Origin of the sequence: Microcoleus sp. B9-D4 (assembly GCF_036705105.1) — a bacterium.
Taxonomy (GTDB): domain Bacteria; phylum Cyanobacteriota; class Cyanobacteriia; order Cyanobacteriales; family Microcoleaceae; genus Microcoleus.
The window spans coordinates 31,561-48,678 of sequence record NZ_JAUBTS010000059.1; the positions used below are offsets into that span (position 1 = coordinate 31,561).

General features: G+C 46.2%; 18 protein-coding genes. 10 read left to right on the plus strand and 8 right to left on the minus strand.

What is annotated here, in order from left to right; translation table 11 throughout:
• Window positions 1-8: 8 nt before the first annotated feature.
• From QUB24_RS26305 to QUB24_RS26315, 3 genes are all read left to right on the plus strand, one after another.
• Window positions 9-773: an MORN motif-containing protein gene (locus QUB24_RS26305; protein WP_333156564.1), complete on the plus strand. Its 765-nt coding sequence runs from the start codon at window positions 9-11 to the stop codon at window positions 771-773.
• A 102-nt stretch (window positions 774-875) separates the two neighbouring features.
• Complete coding sequence (locus QUB24_RS26310; protein ID WP_333156565.1) at window positions 876-1,589, plus strand: MORN motif-containing protein; 714 nt, start codon at window positions 876-878, stop codon at window positions 1,587-1,589.
• A 177-nt stretch (window positions 1,590-1,766) separates the two neighbouring features.
• A complete protein-coding gene (locus tag QUB24_RS26315) occupies window positions 1,767-2,387 on the plus strand; it encodes a DUF6391 domain-containing protein (RefSeq protein ID WP_333156566.1) in 621 nt (206 codons plus the stop codon).
• 84 nt (window positions 2,388-2,471) lie between these two features.
• On the opposite strand, the gene QUB24_RS26320 is transcribed toward QUB24_RS26315, so the two are convergent.
• On the minus strand, window positions 2,472-3,200 hold the full coding sequence (locus QUB24_RS26320; protein WP_333156567.1) for a Uma2 family endonuclease: 729 nt from the start codon (window positions 3,198-3,200) through the stop codon (window positions 2,472-2,474).
• Window positions 3,201-3,394: 194 nt separating this feature from the next.
• Here QUB24_RS26320 and cax point away from each other — a divergent pair, with 194 nt between their 5' ends.
• Complete coding sequence (cax, locus tag QUB24_RS26325) at window positions 3,395-4,495, plus strand: calcium/proton exchanger (protein ID WP_333156577.1); 1,101 nt, start codon at window positions 3,395-3,397, stop codon at window positions 4,493-4,495.
• 260 nt (window positions 4,496-4,755) lie between these two features.
• Here cax and QUB24_RS26330 read toward each other — a convergent pair whose 3' ends face one another.
• From QUB24_RS26330 to QUB24_RS26340, 3 genes are all read right to left on the minus strand, one after another.
• The gene (locus QUB24_RS26330) at window positions 4,756-5,472 is read right to left on the minus strand and encodes a Uma2 family endonuclease (RefSeq protein WP_333156568.1); all 717 of its coding nucleotides are present in this window, start codon (window positions 5,470-5,472) and stop codon (window positions 4,756-4,758) included.
• 98 nt (window positions 5,473-5,570) lie between these two features.
• Window positions 5,571-6,215 carry a hypothetical protein gene (locus tag QUB24_RS26335; protein WP_333156569.1) on the minus strand — a complete coding sequence of 215 codons (645 nt, stop codon included), beginning with the start codon at window positions 6,213-6,215 and terminating at the stop codon, window positions 5,571-5,573.
• A gap of 175 nt (window positions 6,216-6,390) precedes the next feature.
• Complete coding sequence (locus tag QUB24_RS26340; RefSeq protein WP_333156570.1) at window positions 6,391-8,088, minus strand: DUF655 domain-containing protein; 1,698 nt, start codon at window positions 8,086-8,088, stop codon at window positions 6,391-6,393.
• 158 nt (window positions 8,089-8,246) lie between these two features.
• Here QUB24_RS26340 and QUB24_RS26345 point away from each other — a divergent pair, with 158 nt between their 5' ends.
• From QUB24_RS26345 to QUB24_RS26355, 3 genes are all read left to right on the plus strand, one after another.
• Window positions 8,247-8,648: a DUF7682 family zinc-binding protein gene (locus tag QUB24_RS26345; RefSeq protein WP_333072821.1), complete on the plus strand. Its 402-nt coding sequence runs from the start codon at window positions 8,247-8,249 to the stop codon at window positions 8,646-8,648.
• 110 nt (window positions 8,649-8,758) lie between these two features.
• Window positions 8,759-9,949: a cysteine desulfurase family protein gene (locus QUB24_RS26350; RefSeq protein WP_333156571.1), complete on the plus strand. Its 1,191-nt coding sequence runs from the start codon at window positions 8,759-8,761 to the stop codon at window positions 9,947-9,949.
• Window positions 9,950-10,186: 237 nt separating this feature from the next.
• Window positions 10,187-10,843 carry a hypothetical protein gene (locus tag QUB24_RS26355; protein WP_333156572.1) on the plus strand — a complete coding sequence of 219 codons (657 nt, stop codon included), beginning with the start codon at window positions 10,187-10,189 and terminating at the stop codon, window positions 10,841-10,843.
• Between the two features lie 71 nt (window positions 10,844-10,914).
• Here the strand turns inward: QUB24_RS26355 and thiL are convergent, their stop codons facing one another.
• The 3 genes from thiL to QUB24_RS26370 all read right to left on the minus strand — a co-directional run bounded on the left by thiL (window position 10,915) and on the right by QUB24_RS26370 (window position 13,624).
• Complete coding sequence (gene thiL, locus QUB24_RS26360) at window positions 10,915-11,910, minus strand: thiamine-phosphate kinase (RefSeq protein WP_333156573.1); 996 nt, start codon at window positions 11,908-11,910, stop codon at window positions 10,915-10,917.
• Between the two features lie 32 nt (window positions 11,911-11,942).
• A complete protein-coding gene (locus tag QUB24_RS26365; protein WP_333058575.1) occupies window positions 11,943-12,257 on the minus strand; it encodes a hypothetical protein in 315 nt (104 codons plus the stop codon).
• A gap of 242 nt (window positions 12,258-12,499) precedes the next feature.
• Window positions 12,500-13,624, minus strand: a complete 1,125-nt coding sequence (locus tag QUB24_RS26370) for a peptidylprolyl isomerase (protein WP_333156574.1) — start codon at window positions 13,622-13,624, stop codon at window positions 12,500-12,502.
• Between the two features lie 439 nt (window positions 13,625-14,063).
• On the opposite strand from QUB24_RS26370, the gene efp reads away from it, so the two are divergent.
• The 3 genes from efp (at window position 14,064) to QUB24_RS26385 (ending at window position 15,802) form a co-directional block, all read left to right on the plus strand.
• Window positions 14,064-14,621: an elongation factor P gene (efp, locus tag QUB24_RS26375; RefSeq protein ID WP_041622404.1), complete on the plus strand. Its 558-nt coding sequence runs from the start codon at window positions 14,064-14,066 to the stop codon at window positions 14,619-14,621.
• A gap of 200 nt (window positions 14,622-14,821) precedes the next feature.
• On the plus strand, window positions 14,822-15,379 hold the full coding sequence (accB, locus tag QUB24_RS26380; RefSeq protein WP_333156575.1) for an acetyl-CoA carboxylase biotin carboxyl carrier protein: 558 nt from the start codon (window positions 14,822-14,824) through the stop codon (window positions 15,377-15,379).
• A gap of 30 nt (window positions 15,380-15,409) precedes the next feature.
• Window positions 15,410-15,802, plus strand: a complete 393-nt coding sequence (locus QUB24_RS26385) for an ArsR/SmtB family transcription factor (protein WP_006631662.1) — start codon at window positions 15,410-15,412, stop codon at window positions 15,800-15,802.
• A 122-nt stretch (window positions 15,803-15,924) separates the two neighbouring features.
• On the opposite strand, the gene QUB24_RS26390 is transcribed toward QUB24_RS26385, so the two are convergent.
• Window positions 15,925-16,680, minus strand: coding sequence for a GerMN domain-containing protein (locus tag QUB24_RS26390; protein ID WP_333156576.1), 756 nt, complete (start codon window positions 16,678-16,680; stop codon window positions 15,925-15,927).
• Between the last annotated feature and the right edge of the window lie 438 nt (window positions 16,681-17,118).

Below are 17,118 nucleotides of genomic sequence, written 5' to 3' on the forward strand. Positions count from 1 at the left end.
GATTTCCCATGCTCGGTTCAATTCAAAAATTAGGGATGGTGATATTAGTTGCTTCTTGTATCGGCAGCGCCACTAATCTCTTGAATCCCCAGCCATCAATGGCTCAACCAACACCAGAGCCAACACCAGAGGCAAAACCCGAAGAAGAAAAACGCTCTCCCTTCTGCCAAGGAAACCCTCCTACGGGAAGAGTGAAATGCAATTACGAGGGAGGCGATAACTACGAGGGAAATTTCGTCAACGGCCTCCCCGATGGCAGTGGAGTCTACGTGTACGCTAATGGCGATCGCTACGAAGGACAATTTCGGAATGGAGTGCCAAATGGTAGAGGGACTTTCATTTTTAAAGATGATGCCCGCTACACAGGCGTGTTCCAAGACGGCACGATGAGGTCTGGGACGGTCGTTTTTCCCAACGGCGAGCGCTACGTCGGAGAGTTCGCAGTCGTCAGGAACGTTCAGACTGATGTTATTAGCAGCCAACCAGCAGGGCGAGGTCAATTTTTTTACTCCAACGGCGATCGCTATGAAGGACAATTCTTTGCAGGCTCACCCTTTGGCCCAGGGGTATTAGTACGCAAAGATGGCACTCGCTGTTCAGGCAGGTTTTTTAATCAAGAACTAGATGCTAGTGTCACCTGCACTTTCCCCAACGGTACGCGCTATGAAGGAGAATTGCGAAAGGGACTGCCTCACGGTGTCGGGACGATGATCGATGCTAGCGGCAGGCGCTTTCCGGGGGTATTTCGCAACGGCAAACCCGGAGTTTCCTAAAGGATAAATTCAGTTTTTCAGGGGACTTTTGACCAGAAATCGGACAAAAGACAAAAGACAAAGGAAAATAATATCCAGAAGCGCATAGGAGAGACTTTGTTAATGATTTCCCGTTTTAAAACCAGTGGAATCGCTCTATTAGTTACATCAGTGTTGGGAATTGGTAGTTACGCGACTTATCCCTTGCCATCAATGGCGCAAGGAACAGGAGCTAAAACTGGTCGCTGCGTGCCAGCTATCCCTACAGGTAGAGTTAGGTGCGATTACGACGATGGCGATAGCTACATCGGACAGTTCGTTAACGGTTTGCCCAGTGGCACGGGGGTATACGTATATGCCAACGGCGATCGCTATGAGGGGCAGTTCCGTCTCGGCCAGCCAAACGGTCGAGGACAATTTATATTTAAGGACGACGCCCGCGTCGAGGGCATATTCCGAGATGGCAAAATCAGCTCCGGGACAGCTATTTTTACTAATGGCGATCGCTATATAGGCCCGTTTTCTCTGGATTGGAAGGTGGGTACGCCGACTGGACAGGGGCAATTCATTTTTGCTAACGGCGATCGCTTTGTCGGTCAATTTTTGGGGGGCAAGCCTTTAGGTGCGGGGGTGTTCACCCGCGCTGACGGTACCCGGTGTTCGGGACAGTTCTTTAATGAAGAACTTGATGCTAGGGGTAGCTGCGCGTTTTCTAACGGTATCCGCTATCAGGGAGAGTTCCGCCAGGGATTGCCTCACGGCAAAGGCACAATTATCGATACCAGTGGCCGGCGGTTTCCGGGAGTGTTCCGCGACGGCCAGCGGCTCGAACGATAAACTGGGAATAAGTGCGATCTATTAGTAAGGGCAGGTTGAGGGCTAATAATTTTTGCACAAAACCTGCCCTTGCTAGGTTTTAAAGTCAAAACTATTGATAATGTATGACCGACTTTTTCTCAACCGAATTGCTAATGTTAAATATCCACTTCATGGAGTTAATGGAGGCGTTTTGATATGACAACTACTGCTTCAGCTTCCGGCCGCACCGGCCAGTTTCCCTTCGACTTTGCCCCGCAGCGGACTCAAGATGCTGATTTGTTGCGACAACTCAATTTTGTGCCCGGTTTGAAGGAAGTCTTGACTTTGCGCCAAGTTCATGCTTTGGAACACGCTACTGTTTGGGTACTGGGCCAATCTGGCGGTACGGCGACAGCAAGAGCCGATAATGAGTTATTGGGCGGGATGTCCACAGACCAAGGGTTTTATCTTTATGGTCACGTTAACATTGCACAGTTGCGTCAGGCAGTGCGCGAGGCTTTGCAGCGGATTGCCAGCGGAGAGTGGGATTTAGCTGTACATCCCCGCTGTGGCACGAATTTGTCGGTGGCAATGCTGCTAACGGCAGGACTTGCTGTTGGCATCAATTTAGCCCTGCCTCGCGGGCCGATTCTACAACTTTTAGGTTTGGGTGCAGCAGCAGCAGCAGCGGCTCAGTTAGCCCCTGATGTGGGATCTCTGGCTCAGCGGTACGTTACAACTGCTATTCCGTTTAATTTGAGTGTTGTTGATATTACTGTAAGTCACGACTTCTGGGGACGCGAAGCTCATTTTGTGCGGGTGCGTTGGGTTGAATAGTTGCACAGTATCAAGCCCACCTCAAACAACAGAATACCCAGATCCCCGACTTTTTTAAGAATTTGGGGATCTGACAGAAAGCTCCTAAATACGATCGGGATCTACTCCTAATTCTCGCAACCTCATCGCCAATCTTTCAGCACGTTGTTCAAGTTCCTGGAACCGAGCTTGTTCTGCTTTAATCAACCCTTCAACTAATGGCGGACAAAGTATTTCATTCACTGATAATGTCAGATTTGGAAATACTACAGACACCATTTGTTGCCCCGGCACAAAATCTGTTTGTGTATAGATGTCTTCACCTTCAGGAAAGGCTAAAACTCGCACCAGTTCTTTGTTAGGTGTAGGGTCAACAATTACATATTCAGGTACGTTAGCTAGTTCGTACTCAGCTCGTTTAATCACATAATCGGCGCGCCGATTTTGACTCACTACCTCTATGACTAACAGGGGCTTTTCCTCAAAATCGAGGATACCAGCACCTGGTCTAGCAGCAGCTTGTTCCAAAAGACTTTGAGTGCAAACAACTACATCAGGAATCCGAGATGTATCTTCTTCTGTTCTCACTCCTAAACCTGTTTTTGCTACTAAGTCAAGATTGTGTTCCGCTAGGTAACGCTGCAATTTGTAAACTAAATACTCGAAAATTTTGATATGTAAAACTGTGGCGGTTGGCATCGGAATTAATTTGCCTTTGTACAGTTCATATTGTAGATCGGAATCAGTTTGATAAAATCGGTATTCTTCAAAGGTCAAGGTGGGTGAAGTATCAATTTGCTTTGATTCAACAACTGGCACTACAGATTGAGACATATCTTTTCACCGATGTCGATATAATTCTATTATATTCAATCTGCCTCGATCTGGGTGCATTTGCAGTTAAAAATTCCTAATTATCGATCGCACTTGCCAGCAGAATTGTCAGAGAATAGTTGAATAGTGTAAAATCAACTTTGCGATCGCCCCGACAACTCGACCTCACCCTTCCTTACACCATCCGAGTTCCTATGTCAATCAAAAAGATTCTTTCCATAGCGCTGTTAATTTTTATCCCCATTTCCATCGCCGCTGAGTATTTGCACTGGGGCTCCCTCGCAGTTTTCATCACATCCGCTTTAGGCATTATACCTCTGGCGATTTGGTTGAGCACAGCAACAGAAGAAGTGGCGATCGTTACAGGCCCCTCCATAGGCGGCTTATTAAATGCAGTCTTCGGCAATGCTACGGAATTAATTATTGCCATAGTTGCCCTGAAAGCTGGCTTAATTGACATTGTGAAAGCCAGCATAACCGGTACAATTATCAGCAACTTGCTCTTAGTCATGGGATTTTCCATGCTGTTAGGAGGCATCCGCTACAAAGAACAAGAATTTAAGCCAATAATCGCGCGGGTGAACGGTTCCACAATGACTCTAGCAGTGATTGCCATCCTGCTGCCGACAATGGTAATTTATACCTCCAATGGAGTCGAACCCGCAGCCATTCAGAATCTTTCCTTAATAACTGCGATCGTCCTAATAGCAGTTTACGCTCTAACTCTCCTATTTTCATTAAAAACCCACAGCTATCTTTACGATGTTGGGTTACTCGAACTAGAGTCAGAAAATTCTCAAAATACCAAAGAGGAATCTACTACGCACAAACCGAATTTGTGGCTGTGGATAGGAGTGCTAGTTGCCTCAACTGTTGCCGTTGCTTTTGAATCAGAAATTTTCGTGGGTGTTGTCGAAGAAACTACCAAAGGATTAGGATTGACGCCACTGTTTACAGGGGTAATTCTGTTGCCGATTGTTGGTGGCGCGGCCGAGTATGTAACTGCGGTGGGAGTTGCGATGAAAAACAATATGGATTTGTCAGTTTCTGTCGCGATGGGTTCGAGTTTGCTAGTTGCCTTGCTGGTAGCGCCGGTGTTGGTGATTATCGGATTAATAATTCATCAGCCGATGGATTTAAACTTCAATCCGTTTGAAGTAGTTGCAGTTGCCATCGCAGTGACAATTGCTAATCTAATTAGTCTCGACGGTCGCTCGAATTGGCTCGAAGGAGTGCTGCTTTTAGCAACATATATCGTGTTAGCCGCAGCATTTTACTTTCACCCCATTACTTGAACTAACAATTTTTTTGGAGGGGCAATTAACTGGTTCCTAGGCTCTGCCTGGGAACCGATATCCAGAGGCTCTGCCTCGTTTGCTTCCATGAAAATACGAGGCAGAGCTTTAACTGGTTCCTAGGCTCTGCCTGGGAACCGATGTAAGCGAGGCTCTGCCTCGTTTGTTTCCATGAAAATTGGAGGCAGAGCCTCCGGATCTGCGTTACCAGGCTCTGCCTGGTAACGAGTAATTCCGAATCTCACAAGATCACTAAAGTGCTAAATAGCATCCGGGTCTATTCCCATCTCCCGTAAGCGCGCCGCCAGTCTGTCAGCTTGCTGTAATCGAGATTGTTCTTGTCTGATTAAATCTTCGACAAGTGGGGGAGATAGAATTTGATCCACCGATAAAACCAAATCGGGAAACTGCAAAGACACGATGTTTTGCCCGGGGACAAAATTCGCTTGCTCGTAAGCAGTCTCATTTTCGGGCAAAGTTACAACTCTGACCCTAGTCCGGTTAGGTTTAGGGTCTGCCATCCAATATTCCGGCACTCCAGCATTTTCGTATTCTGCTCTTTTTGTCACGTAATCTTGACGCTCGTTTTGGCTGACAACTTCAACAATTAACACTGGCGTTTCATCTAAATCGAAGACACCAGCACCAGGTCTGGCAAGCAGTTGTTCCCAAAGACTTTGAGTACAAACAATCACATCAGGAATGCGCGAGGAATTCTCTTCCGTTCGCACTCCCACATTAGTTTTTGCCACCAAATCGAGATTGTGTTCAGCTAAGTAACGCTGCAATATGTAAACTAAGAATTCGCAGATGCTTGCGTGTAAAGCCGTTGCTGCTGCCATCGGTATTAATTTTCCCCTGTGAAGTTCGTAGAGAACGTCAGGTTCTCCCTCATAGACAAGATATTCTTCAAAAGTTAAGGTGGGCGAAGCATCAACTCGATCGGTTTCCGAAACAGGTAAAACAGACTGAGACATATTTATCCGCGCTCCGGTTTGAGTTCTCTTAATTAATTTTAGCCTCTATTCTTTTATTCCTCTGGGGTTAATTAAAAGAATTGGTATTTTTCAAGTAGTTACGGACAGCGACACTGTTGAACAGGAAAACACTCTTGTCTGCAACTTCTTTTTCGGCCTTTACGGTCGCGACAATCAGAAGTATCTTTACATTCTATCTTATCTTCACAAATTTGCTGACGGGGAAAAGTACCTAAGTTTTGTATAGAAACTTCAGCCGTCAGCGAACCCTGTTCTATAACTTGGTCATTTTCTTTAATTTCATAGAGAAACTTATTTTCTCCCTCTAAAACCGAAAAAGTTCTTGTTTTGTGACTGTTACCCAACTTAAATCCAAAATCCTCGGAAAACTCACCTTTGTTGTAACCTCTGTCTGTGTAGGGATAGGGGTTAGTTTCCATGCCATCAGTCACATTTTTAATCATTACCCTTCTGTTAGGGCCGGGAGGAGTTTTGCTGGAGACAAATCGAGCGCTTTGCGAATCAGGGGAGAAGACAGTACCGGCACACGGCCCTACATATTCAGTGCGCTTAAATTGAATCAAATTAATATTAAAAGCGTTTTCGTTTTTGACCCTAAATTGTGCTTCGCTAGTCTGCTGGGCGCTAACTGTGAAAGCTGCTAGCGTCAAAAAAAATGCTCCCACCAAAATAGCTACGAATTTGATTGTTGGCCTCCCCGTAATAAATCTGGCGTGTTTCATTTCTCTCTACCTCTAATGTGAATAGATAGCATTTTGTTTAGCAGTTATTTTAACTTGAGAGCTGAGGTGTTGTCAAAGTAGATAGTGTAGGTTGGGTTGAGGAACGAAACCCAACATCCAATTAATGAGTGTTGGGTTTCGTTCCTCAACCCAACCTACAGAATTACGAACTTAACTACCAAGTTACTCGATCGCGCCATCTCTCTAAAAGCTTGTCCCCAATGCCCTGAACCCGCGCCACGTCGTCCAAAGAGGTAAAAGGTTGCTGTTGCCGCGCTGCAATAATTCTCTCGGCTAACTTCGGGCCAACCCCAGGCAAGGTTTCTAATTCTTCCTGACTCGCGGCATTCAAATTAACTAACTTTTTTCCCGCAGCAATTTGAGGTTTAGCACTCGCAGATTTTGATGCTGCTTGTAGTGAATCGCACTCTTTTTTCTTAGCTTCAATTCTCTGTTTGATGCGGGCGGGAATTCCCAAGGTTGCACCTTTGTAAAGCCGATCGAACTCCCGCTCAAAATGGGCCGCAACTTTGGGACTCTCGATCGCCAGCAGCGTCTCGTCATTCCCGTGATTTGCCGCCTCACTCCAGTTGTGAGAACCTGTAAGCACCGTTTTGCCGTCTACAACGCCGAATTTGTGGTGCAGGCGATCGCCCATTGGTAACAGCGGCACTCCCACCGTAGTCAGCGGCTTTCTCCAAGGGCGATTGTCAGTTTCTAACCCGCAATCTTGCATCAAAGTCGCCCCCATCATATCCAACCCTTCACTATAAGAGCGATAAATAAAATTAGAGTCAATTAAAGCTCGCACCGCAACTCCCCGGCTAGCTTCAATTTCCAAAGTATTTGACAACCGCTGAGCCGAAAATACAAACAATGCCAAATCAACCGACTTTTTCGCACTACCCAAATTTCGATTTATCAAACTGTTAACGCTTTTTTCCCAAGGCAAAGTCTGGGAAGTCGGCGAAAATTGCACCGCCACTGTCGAATTCCCTACTCTTACTTTTTGCACTTGACGAAACGGCTTTTTGATGCCAAACTTGCTGTCCGGTTTGCCTTTGGGCCCGTCGCCCCACATGATGTTAAATTCTTGAGTAAATAGTTGCGCTACTTGAGCATTTTCAATTTTCAGCAAATTGTTCGCATTGCCGCGACTTGTGGCTGTCTTGAAATCGCCATGTATATCGCTTGTGGTAAAATTAGCAGAAGTGACGATTACGGTTTTGCCATCAATTACCACAAATTTGTGGTGCATCAAACCGCTGCCTTTACTGCCGTCGGCAGTATCGTCAATTACAGGAATACCCGCATCCTTGACAATTACCAAAGCATCATTTTGCTGGATTTCCTCGGCGCTTAATTTACCGTCTTTATTGCGATCGGCAAGTTGCACAAATTCGTTATAACGATCGCGCTCTCTTTCGGGTAATTTCGCCAACTCCTGGGCTGTAAAATCGCTCCAAGGGCGACTATACATATGTTCGACAATTAATCTCACTTTAATTCCCGATCGCCGTCGATCGGCCAAAACCCTCGCAATACCGGGCAAGCGAAACTCCTGAACCGCTACATCTACCGTCGATCCAGCACTGGCAATCGCCACAGCGATCGAGTTTTCCAAATCATCTCCCGGTCTAGTTTGCTGGCGGTAAGGCTCTGTATAACTCGAAGCGATCGACTGATTGAAGTATACTTGCAACAAGGGGTCTTGAGGCAATGGAGCCAGACTGAGAGGTAAATTCTGCACGTCTTGCTTTGTTTGTCCGCACCCCGCCAGATTGAGCGCCACCAGCCCAGCACAACAGAAACCTAGTAAATGATAATAGAATACAGCCACAAAATTTAAAAAAAAATAGAGGTTATTAGCCATCCCACAGTTCCAAGCTATTGGATCAAGTAAAGTTACAACCTATTAAATTTATGCAAGGGAATAGATTTTGCGTCTTGTAGAACTGCCTCGATGCCGGAAGCATCACTGGTAAGGTAGCAGCATTCAGGGGCGTGGGTCAAACCCGATACCGCTGCTTTATGGCTAAAAGAAAAAGAATTTTTCCGTGCGGTCACAAAGGATATGGTAAAGCGTGCCATCGCTGCACGCAAGAGTTGGTGGCGCAGCAGCATTACGTTGAAGTGTTGACACAAAAACAAACCAAAAAACAAGAGAGGGAAGCATCATTTGCTAGAGATATCATCGATCTCAGAGGTCTGCCCGACCACGTAGTTACTAAAGCCCGCGCAATTATAGCAGCTTTGGGCGAAAATAAGAATTACAGAGATTTCGGCGGCAAACGCCTGCGTCACAACCGTTTGATAATCAGTATTCCTGTAACTCGCAACTACAGAATGCTTTGTGAAGATTGCGGCACTTTCTTAATTCCCCAAAAAGTTTTGTCGCACGAAGACTACAACGTCTGCAAACCAGGAAGTTAGTCATCAGTTATTGGTTATTGGTTATTGGTAGCCACTCACAACAGTCAACAGTCAGCAGTCAACAGTCAACAGTCAACAGTCAACATTCATTAATTAATTAGTTATTTATCATGCAAATTTACCTCGACTATAGCGCCACAACACCCGCACGCCCAGAAGCGATTCAAGCCATGCAAACAGCCCTTACTCAGCAGTGGGGTAATCCTTCCAGTTTGCACGAGTGGGGACAAAGGGCGGCGACAGCTTTAGAATTAGCAAGAATGCAGGTTGCTAGCTTGATTAACGCGCTACCGGAATCGATAATTTTTACCAGTGGCGGCACGGAAGCGGACAATTTGGCAATTATGGGAATTGCCCGTCTTTATACAAAGCCGCAGCATATTATTATCTCCAGCGTAGAGCACTCCGCAGTAGCAGAACCGGCGCGACAACTCGAACAGTTGGGATGGGAAGTGACGCGCCTACCAGTGGATAAATTTGGCCGCATTCACCCTTTGGATTTGCAAGAGTCACTGCGATCGAATACAGTGTTAATTTCAATCATTTACGGACAAAGCGAAGTTGGCACGCTGCAACCAATTGAGGCATTAGGACAAATTGCGCGCGATCGCAATATCATGTTTCATACCGATGCAGTTCAAGTGGCCGGCAAGCTGCAAGTAGACGTGCACAAACTGCCCGTAGACTTGCTTTCGGTTTCCAGTCACAAACTTTACGGGCCACAAGGTGCAGGCGCGCTTTACGTGCGTCCGGGAGTAGAATTAGTGCCAATGTTAGGCGGTGGTGGCCAAGAATTGAAACTGCGTTCTGGGACACAAGCGCTGCCGGCAATCGTCGGTTTTGGGGTGGCAGCGGAGTTAGCATTGCAGGAGATAGATGTGGAAACGCCGAGGTTAATTGCATTGCGCGATCGACTTTTTGACCGATTATCCCACGTACCCAGTTTAGTACCAACGGGCGATCGATATTGTCGGTTGCCGCACCACGTCAGTTTTTGCATAATCTCCCCTTCTTCCCGCCCTTATCAACAGAGAGATACAGGGCGTATCACAGGCAAAACTATCGTGCGGCAGCTAAATTTAGCAGGAATTGGCATTAGTTCCGGTTCTGCTTGTAGCAGCGGCAAACTAACTCCCAGTCCGATATTATTAGCAATGGGATATGACGAAATCGGGGCCGTTGGTGGAATTCGGTTGAGTCTGGGACGAGAAACCACAGAAGCTGATATTGATTGGACAGTAATTGCGATCGAGCAAATTTTGGATAGATTAATGCCCAAGGTAGCATTATCTAGACGCTAACATTAACTGCTGTAAACCCAGATAACCGTATTTATCCGCGTCCATCCGCGTACATCCGCCAACATCTGCGGTCATTCGATTTTAGATTTTAGATTTTGGGTTGATTCCACGGATAAATCCGGGGGCTTCTACCATCAATAAATTCTTGGTCAAAATCATCAAAAATCAGAAACAAGCCCAAAAACCCACCCCCAAGCATGATAAAATAAATCCCGGTGTTATTCACAACTCCCCAAAATGGAAGAAAACCGCGCCCAAGCCTATCTGCAATTAATTCACACCCTGCTGAATGCCCCCAACGGAGAGGAAGCGCAGATATTACAGGATAACTCAGAATTACTCGATCGCGGATTTCTGGAAACTTGCGAGGTAATAGCATCAACCTTGGCAGAACAAGGAGGGGAAAATGGCGCTAAATTCCTCCGACATCTAGCTAGTTACCTAGCGCCACTCATCGATATGAACGATGACGTAAATAGCAATAACTCTGCCAGTGAAAAATTCCAAGAGTATGCAAGTTTTTTCCTAGAATTATTGCAAGCAGAACAAGATAGCAACGGGGATACAGCAGTAATTTATCCTATGCTGGAAGGGCGACAACATCTCCTTAATGCCACTTTTGCCGAGACTTTACAGCAAGTGGTGCCGAAGTTAATTGCCGGCGAAAACTCAGAAACAATTAGCTCAATTATCGGGCTTATTGAAAATTTGAGTATTCATATTAGTGACTTTCCCGGTGGCAATAGAGCGAATAATATTGAAATTGCCATTACTGGTTATCAAATAGTTTTAAATAATCGGGAACCCGGTAGTGAAAAATGGACGGAAACCCAAAATAATCTGGCTACTGCCTACAATAACAGAGTCAACAGTTCGCTGGCGGAAAATTTGTAACAGGCAAAAACCAAGCGGTTGAAACCTCGTCTACACAAACCAAGTCCGCCTATGCGGACAAGCGAGATAATTCAGAAGTGTTGAAATCCTCGATCGAGCTTTAATATAGCATCAGGATAAATGCCGGTGCTATCAGTTAACCAGATATCGGTGCTATCCGTAGCGGTTCCCACAATCGCGGCTCTATTTCCTATTTTTTCTACCAATAACTGAGCGCTTGTTATTGGCAAAAACAGCACTAACTCAAAGTCTTCGCCGCCGTATAATGCCCAATCTAAAGCTTTTTCGGTTGATACAATTTTGCTGAAAATATCGGGAATTGGTATTTTTGTGCGATCGACTTTTGCGCCAACACCGCTAGCCCGACAAATTTGAATAATCGCATCTGCTAAACCGTCGCTGCTGTCCATTCCGGCGATAGAAAACTCACCCGCAGAATCTAAAATTTCCCTAATAATCGGCAAAACATCCAGTCTTGGTTTAGGGCACTGGTGAGCGAGAATTAAAGAAGCTCGATCAACCTTTTCCAGATTTGGCCCAAATTCGGGATTTAACAGCAATTCTAATCCCGCACGGGAGGCTCCGTGAACACCCGTGGCGACAATCGCCCAATCCGATCGCGCATTTGACCGACTAATGGTACGATCGCACTCAACCTCCCCAAAAGCAGTAATCGCCACAGTCACCACGGGCGATCGCACAACATCGCCACCGACGATCGGCGTATCATATTCTTGCAAGCAAGCCGTCATCCCCCGATAAAACTCTTCAACCCACTCCACAGCCGTATCCGCCGCCACAGCGAGGGCTACAGTCACCGCCAGAGGCGTTGCTCCCATCGCAGCCAGATCCGACAAATTTGCCGCTGCTGCGCGCCATCCTGCGTAATAAGGCCCCGTAGTGCGATCGCTAAAATGCACTCCATCCACCAACATATCTGTAGTGATAGCCAGAGATTGGTTGGGATTTGTAGGCATGACAGCGCAATCATCACCCACTATCTCTGCAGGGCAGAATTTTTGCAATATTCTTAAAAGACCTTGTTCACCGATATCTTTAACTTGCATAATTTTGAATTAGTCGATCGCACTTTCTCAATTCACCATTCCTTACCCGAACTCGGCGGCAAGCGCAACCTAGGAAACCTATAAAAAGTATCCCCTTCATCATCTACCTCTAAAACCGCCGAAAAAATCTTAACTTGCCGAGTTAAATACTGCTGAGCAACTTCAGCCTCAACCCTAGCACTAGCCGCCAGTTGAATCAGCGAAATTTGACTGTTTTGAGTTTCCAACAACTGATAAAAAGCCTCATCCAACCGCTGCTTTTGCTTGTTTTCATTCACATTTTTTACAATCAACAAGCCTGCGAATCCGCCCAAACCCATTACCAATAAAAATTGTAAAATAGCCATATTTTCGATGGAATTCCTAATTTCAATAACGAAACTATAAAAAATATCTCTTCTTCCAGCCTGATTCCGGCGGGCTTTGTCTGTGTCAAATTGATTTCAATCGCCGTCATCTGTATTTAGAAAAGATTTCAATGCCTGTCACTATTGATTTTTTCAGCCCGCGCAGGCGGGCTTTGTTTCTGTAAAAGCGATTTCAATCGCCGTCACTTTGGTGTAGAAGCGATTGAAATCGCCGTCATTAATTAAACTTGAGGTCGCACCAAATTTTCGATTCCTTTAACTACCTTAGCAGATACAATCTTGTCTCCCTGCTTCAGTTGCTCCAAAACTTCTTTTCCTTCAATCATGTAACCAAAAACAGCATAGCGGCCGTCCAACAGATTCAGACCAGCGGGCGTGAGTTCAGGTTCAAACAAGAAAAAGAAAAACTGAGAAGAAGCGCTATCCGGGTCAGTTTCTGTACGGGCCATGGCCACAGTACCGAAAGCAGAAAAAGGCAAAACAGGTTCGTCGCGATAACGCCCCGCATCTTCTAGAGTAATCCCGTAAATAGGTTCTTTTTCCTCCCTGACGAGCACTTCTAGCGGTATATTCCGGTATTTGCCAGTAGTTGGGTCAATAAAACCCTCTTCCTTGCCTTCGGGGTCTCCTGTTTGCAAAACGTAGGATTCTTCCGATCGAATAAACGGCAAACCGTCATAAAAACCTCGATCGACCAAATCCACAAAATTACCAGCCGTAACCGGGGCGCTGTAGCCGTCAAGCACAACAGTAATTTCCCCTTTTTCAGTTTGTACAGCCACAGTAGCGCGCCCTTTCAGTTGAGGCAGATTAGCATACTTGGCAGGCACTTCAAACGGAAACTTTGTCACCATCAACTCTTCGATTTCGCCTACGGAACCTAGGATTGTGGCTTTCAAGTCAATCACTTTGTCCCTGTCTTTAGCCTCAACAGCCTTTTCCAGTTGAGCAACTTTCTCCTTGACTCCTGCAACTAGCGCCTCAGCTTCCGGCTTTTTGGCGTCGGGAATACTCTCTAAAAGGTCAGATTCCCGAAGGTTGAGAATCCTGGAAGCTTTACTGACATCGCTGCTAATAGGCCCCCAACGTTTAGACCGTATGTGGTTGCCAATGTCTTCGAGACTGATTTGCAAATCTCGTACAGTCTGATTGTCAATAGGTAAAGCGAAGCGCAGCAGCGCCCGGCCGTCCGTAATCGCATTCCCCGCAGGCATACTGCTGCTGGGCCGTTTGGCATGGGAGACTGCACTGAAACTCAGTCCGAGAGTGAACAGCAAGAGCGCTAAAGCAAGGGTTTTGACCCAGCGCTTGCACGTATCGATCGAGAAATTAGGCCAATGCAACATAACTTTAACTTTTATTGCCTCTATTATCTTCCCACAGCGCTGCCCGCCCGCCTTTGCTGCTACCCATCTAAAGTGTCTGTTCGTTCGGCTGGGGAGGAGTTGCCCACTAACAACACTCAACAGTCAACTGACAACTGACAACTGCCCACTGCCCACTGCCATTAACATTTCAGTACAGCACTTGCTCCCTTTGAACGGTAAAATAAAATGCCAATTGCTTTTTGATGCCGTCAGCTAGACTGCGGCTTTAACCTGACCCGCTCAAAAACGGATACAATCCCCAGACTCCTGTCGTGGAGAGATCAAAATTTTAGACCAAGGTTCAATCTCCAAAATTCATCTGTGGAGTAAATCTAAAATCTAAAATCTAAAATCTAAAATCGACTGACTGTAGTTCCCCCGTGCCGCCAAGGCGACGGGATTGCCCGCAAAAATTTATATGATTTCCAGTAACGACTTTCGACCAGGTGTTTCAATTGAATGGAATAACGGCGTGTGGCGGGTTATCGAATTCCTCCACGTCAAGCCAGGAAAAGGCTCGGCTTTCGTGCGGACAAAATTAAAAAACGTCCAAACCGGAAACGTAGTAGAACAAACCTTCCGGGCGGGCGAGACTATGCCTCAAGCCAACCTGGAAAAGAGTGTGATGCAGCATACCTATAAAGAGGGCGACGATTTCGTCTTTATGGATATGGAAACTTACGAGGAAAGTCGCCTCAATGCTAAGCAAATAGGCGATCGTGTCAAGTACCTCAGTGAAGGGATGGAAGTCAGCATCCTGCGCTGGAACGACCAAATCATGGAAGTTGAACTGCCCAACTCTGTCGTCTTGGAAGTGCTGCAAACCGATCCCGGAGTCAAAGGAGATACTGCCACTGGTGGCAGCAAACCCGCGATCGTCTCCACCGGAGCTCAGGTTATGGTGCCTCTATTTATTTCCATTGGAGAACGGATTCGGATTGATACTCGTGAAGACAAGTACCTCGGCCGAGAATAGAAACGAGGGAATAAAAGGGAGTTTTTAGTTTTTAGTTATGAGTTATGAGTTAAAGAAGTCAAAATTCAATACTCATCGCTCACAGCTTAAAAACTATCCCTTTTGCCTCCAAACTCGGTGAATTCTCCTAGCTTCGCCTGATTCTGAATTCTCAATTTTCAATTCTCAATTTTCAATTCTCAATTACCCTTGAATCTGCTGTGCAACTAGACTTAAACCAGCTTTGTGACCTGCTAACTGTATTAGACAAAACTGGCATTTCGGAACTCACCTTAAAAAGTGGGGATATTGAACTGACAGTACGCAAAGGCATTCTGGCAAGTTCACCAGCCACCTCTGCAGCGCTCCCTGCTGCTGTGGCGAGTGTCGCTCCGATCGCGTTGGGCGCGGTTCCTAGCCCCACCTTAGCCTCACCTCCTGCTGTTGACCAAAATTTAGCAGCGGATCTGGCTGCCCCTGTACCCGTCGCCCCTATCGCCGTACCTGCAGCCGTACCTGCTTCTGTCGATACGAAATGGGTGCCAATTATCTCGCCGATGGTAGGAACCTTTTATCGCGCTGCTGCTCCTGACGAGCCTCCTTTTGTCAATGTGGGCGATCGCATCAAGGTCGGCCAGACAGTCTGTATTATCGAAGCGATGAAGCTGATGAACGAGATCGATGCTGATGAAGTCTCCGGTCAAGTGATGGAAATTTTAGTTCAAAATGGCGAACCTGTCGAATACGGTCAAGTGTTGATGCGAATTAATCCGGATTGAAGGATTACTTTATTGTTATGGACAGAATAAATGCTAATATTTCCCGATCACTTCTCTCCGGTGAGTTTGATGAAGTCATCCCAGCCTGTCCCGCAAGAGGTTGTGCAACAAGTTGCTGAGTATTTCAGTATTTTGAGCGAACCCATGCGTTTACGAATTTTGAACTTGCTTCGCGACGGCGAAAAATGCGTGCAAGAATTGGTGGAAGCTACTCAAACGAGTCAAGCCAATGTTTCTAAGCACCTAAAACTCATGCTCCAAGCTGGTATCCTCACTCGCCGGAGTGAAGGGACTTCAGCTTATTATAAGGTGCAAGACGAGTTAATTTTTGAGCTGTGTAATATGGTGTGCGATCGGCTTGCCAGCCGGATCGAACAGCAAGCCCTACACTTTCGAGCATTTAGCCTAACTACGAAGCACTGAAAATTAGTTGCCAGTCCTCAATCCTCAATCCTCAATCCTCCGTCATGAGTCATCAGTTATCAATTCCTATTCTCGGCCTTGAGACCGATGACTAATCACTTGTAACTAATGACTCATAATTACTAAAGGGGAAAATTTTTGTCAAAACTTTGGCGGGTACTCGGCTGAGCCACCTCCAAACCTTCGCCGCCTAAAAGTTCTAAAGGCTTCCCTTCCACCGAAATCCAAACCTTGGTATTTGGTTGTAAACTCGTAGCCGTATAGATAACTTGCCCCAACCGGCTAGTCATCGAATTGCTCCCTCCCCCCGAAGTAAATTCGGACGACAAATCGACATAAACTCCGTCATTCTTAACACTCAAACCCCTGAGTTTTGTCCCATTAGGAATTTCGCTAGAAACAGTTCCATCCTTCGGCCCAGCCAACAAACTGTTAAAAGCAGCTTGTAAAGCTGCATCAGGCTTGTCAGCTTGTTTGACAGCTACTTTCGTAGGAACTCCCTCAAATTTGCCGCTGGCATCTTTAACCCAGTAGACTTGCACTGTCTGGACATCAGTCTGCGGCAAAGGCTTTGGCTGCGGCGACTTTGGGATCAGAGCGTTAGGCGTCTGAACCTGCGGCGTCTGAACCTGTGGCGTCTCAACCTGTGGCACTTGTACAGGATTTGGTGGGGGTACGGGGATAACTACAGCAGGAGATTCCGCAGGACTTGGGGAAAGCGGCGGAGCCGTAGTCTGAGCAGAAGACGGCGTATCTGCGGGGGTTGGCGAACGATTCGCGGTCCACCAGGCAATGCCCCCTCCCGTCAGTAAAGCCAACCCGCAAACACCGGCAATGACGGCTGTGGAGACGCGGCGTACTTCTTGTCCATCTTTCATAATACAAATTCTCCTTACAGATAGAGCGCTTGGGACGGTGAGGAGCGACTCCTGATCAGCTACATTTGTCTATGGTTAGATTCTGGAATTGACACAATTGCATTGCTGCTCGCGAAAACTTTATAGCAAGCCCAACATATTCTGAATCCGACTATTGGAATCCTAGACCATAATATAAGATTTCGCCCGTGGAGTATGTCACAGTATCTCGATCAGCCTAGTGGCTATACTCTATAGTAATCATAAAAAATTAAAGAATAAAGGAAGAAAAAATAAGTAAAAAGCAAGAAGGAAGGCAACGGAGGTAAGGGGGGTTAAGGATTTAAGGGATTTAACCGATAGAAACAGGTCTATAAAAATATTTTCCCCAAACAAAAAGCGCCCCTATTTCTAGGAGCGCTTTTTGTTAATCAAAAACTAAAACTTAGCCATTGATAG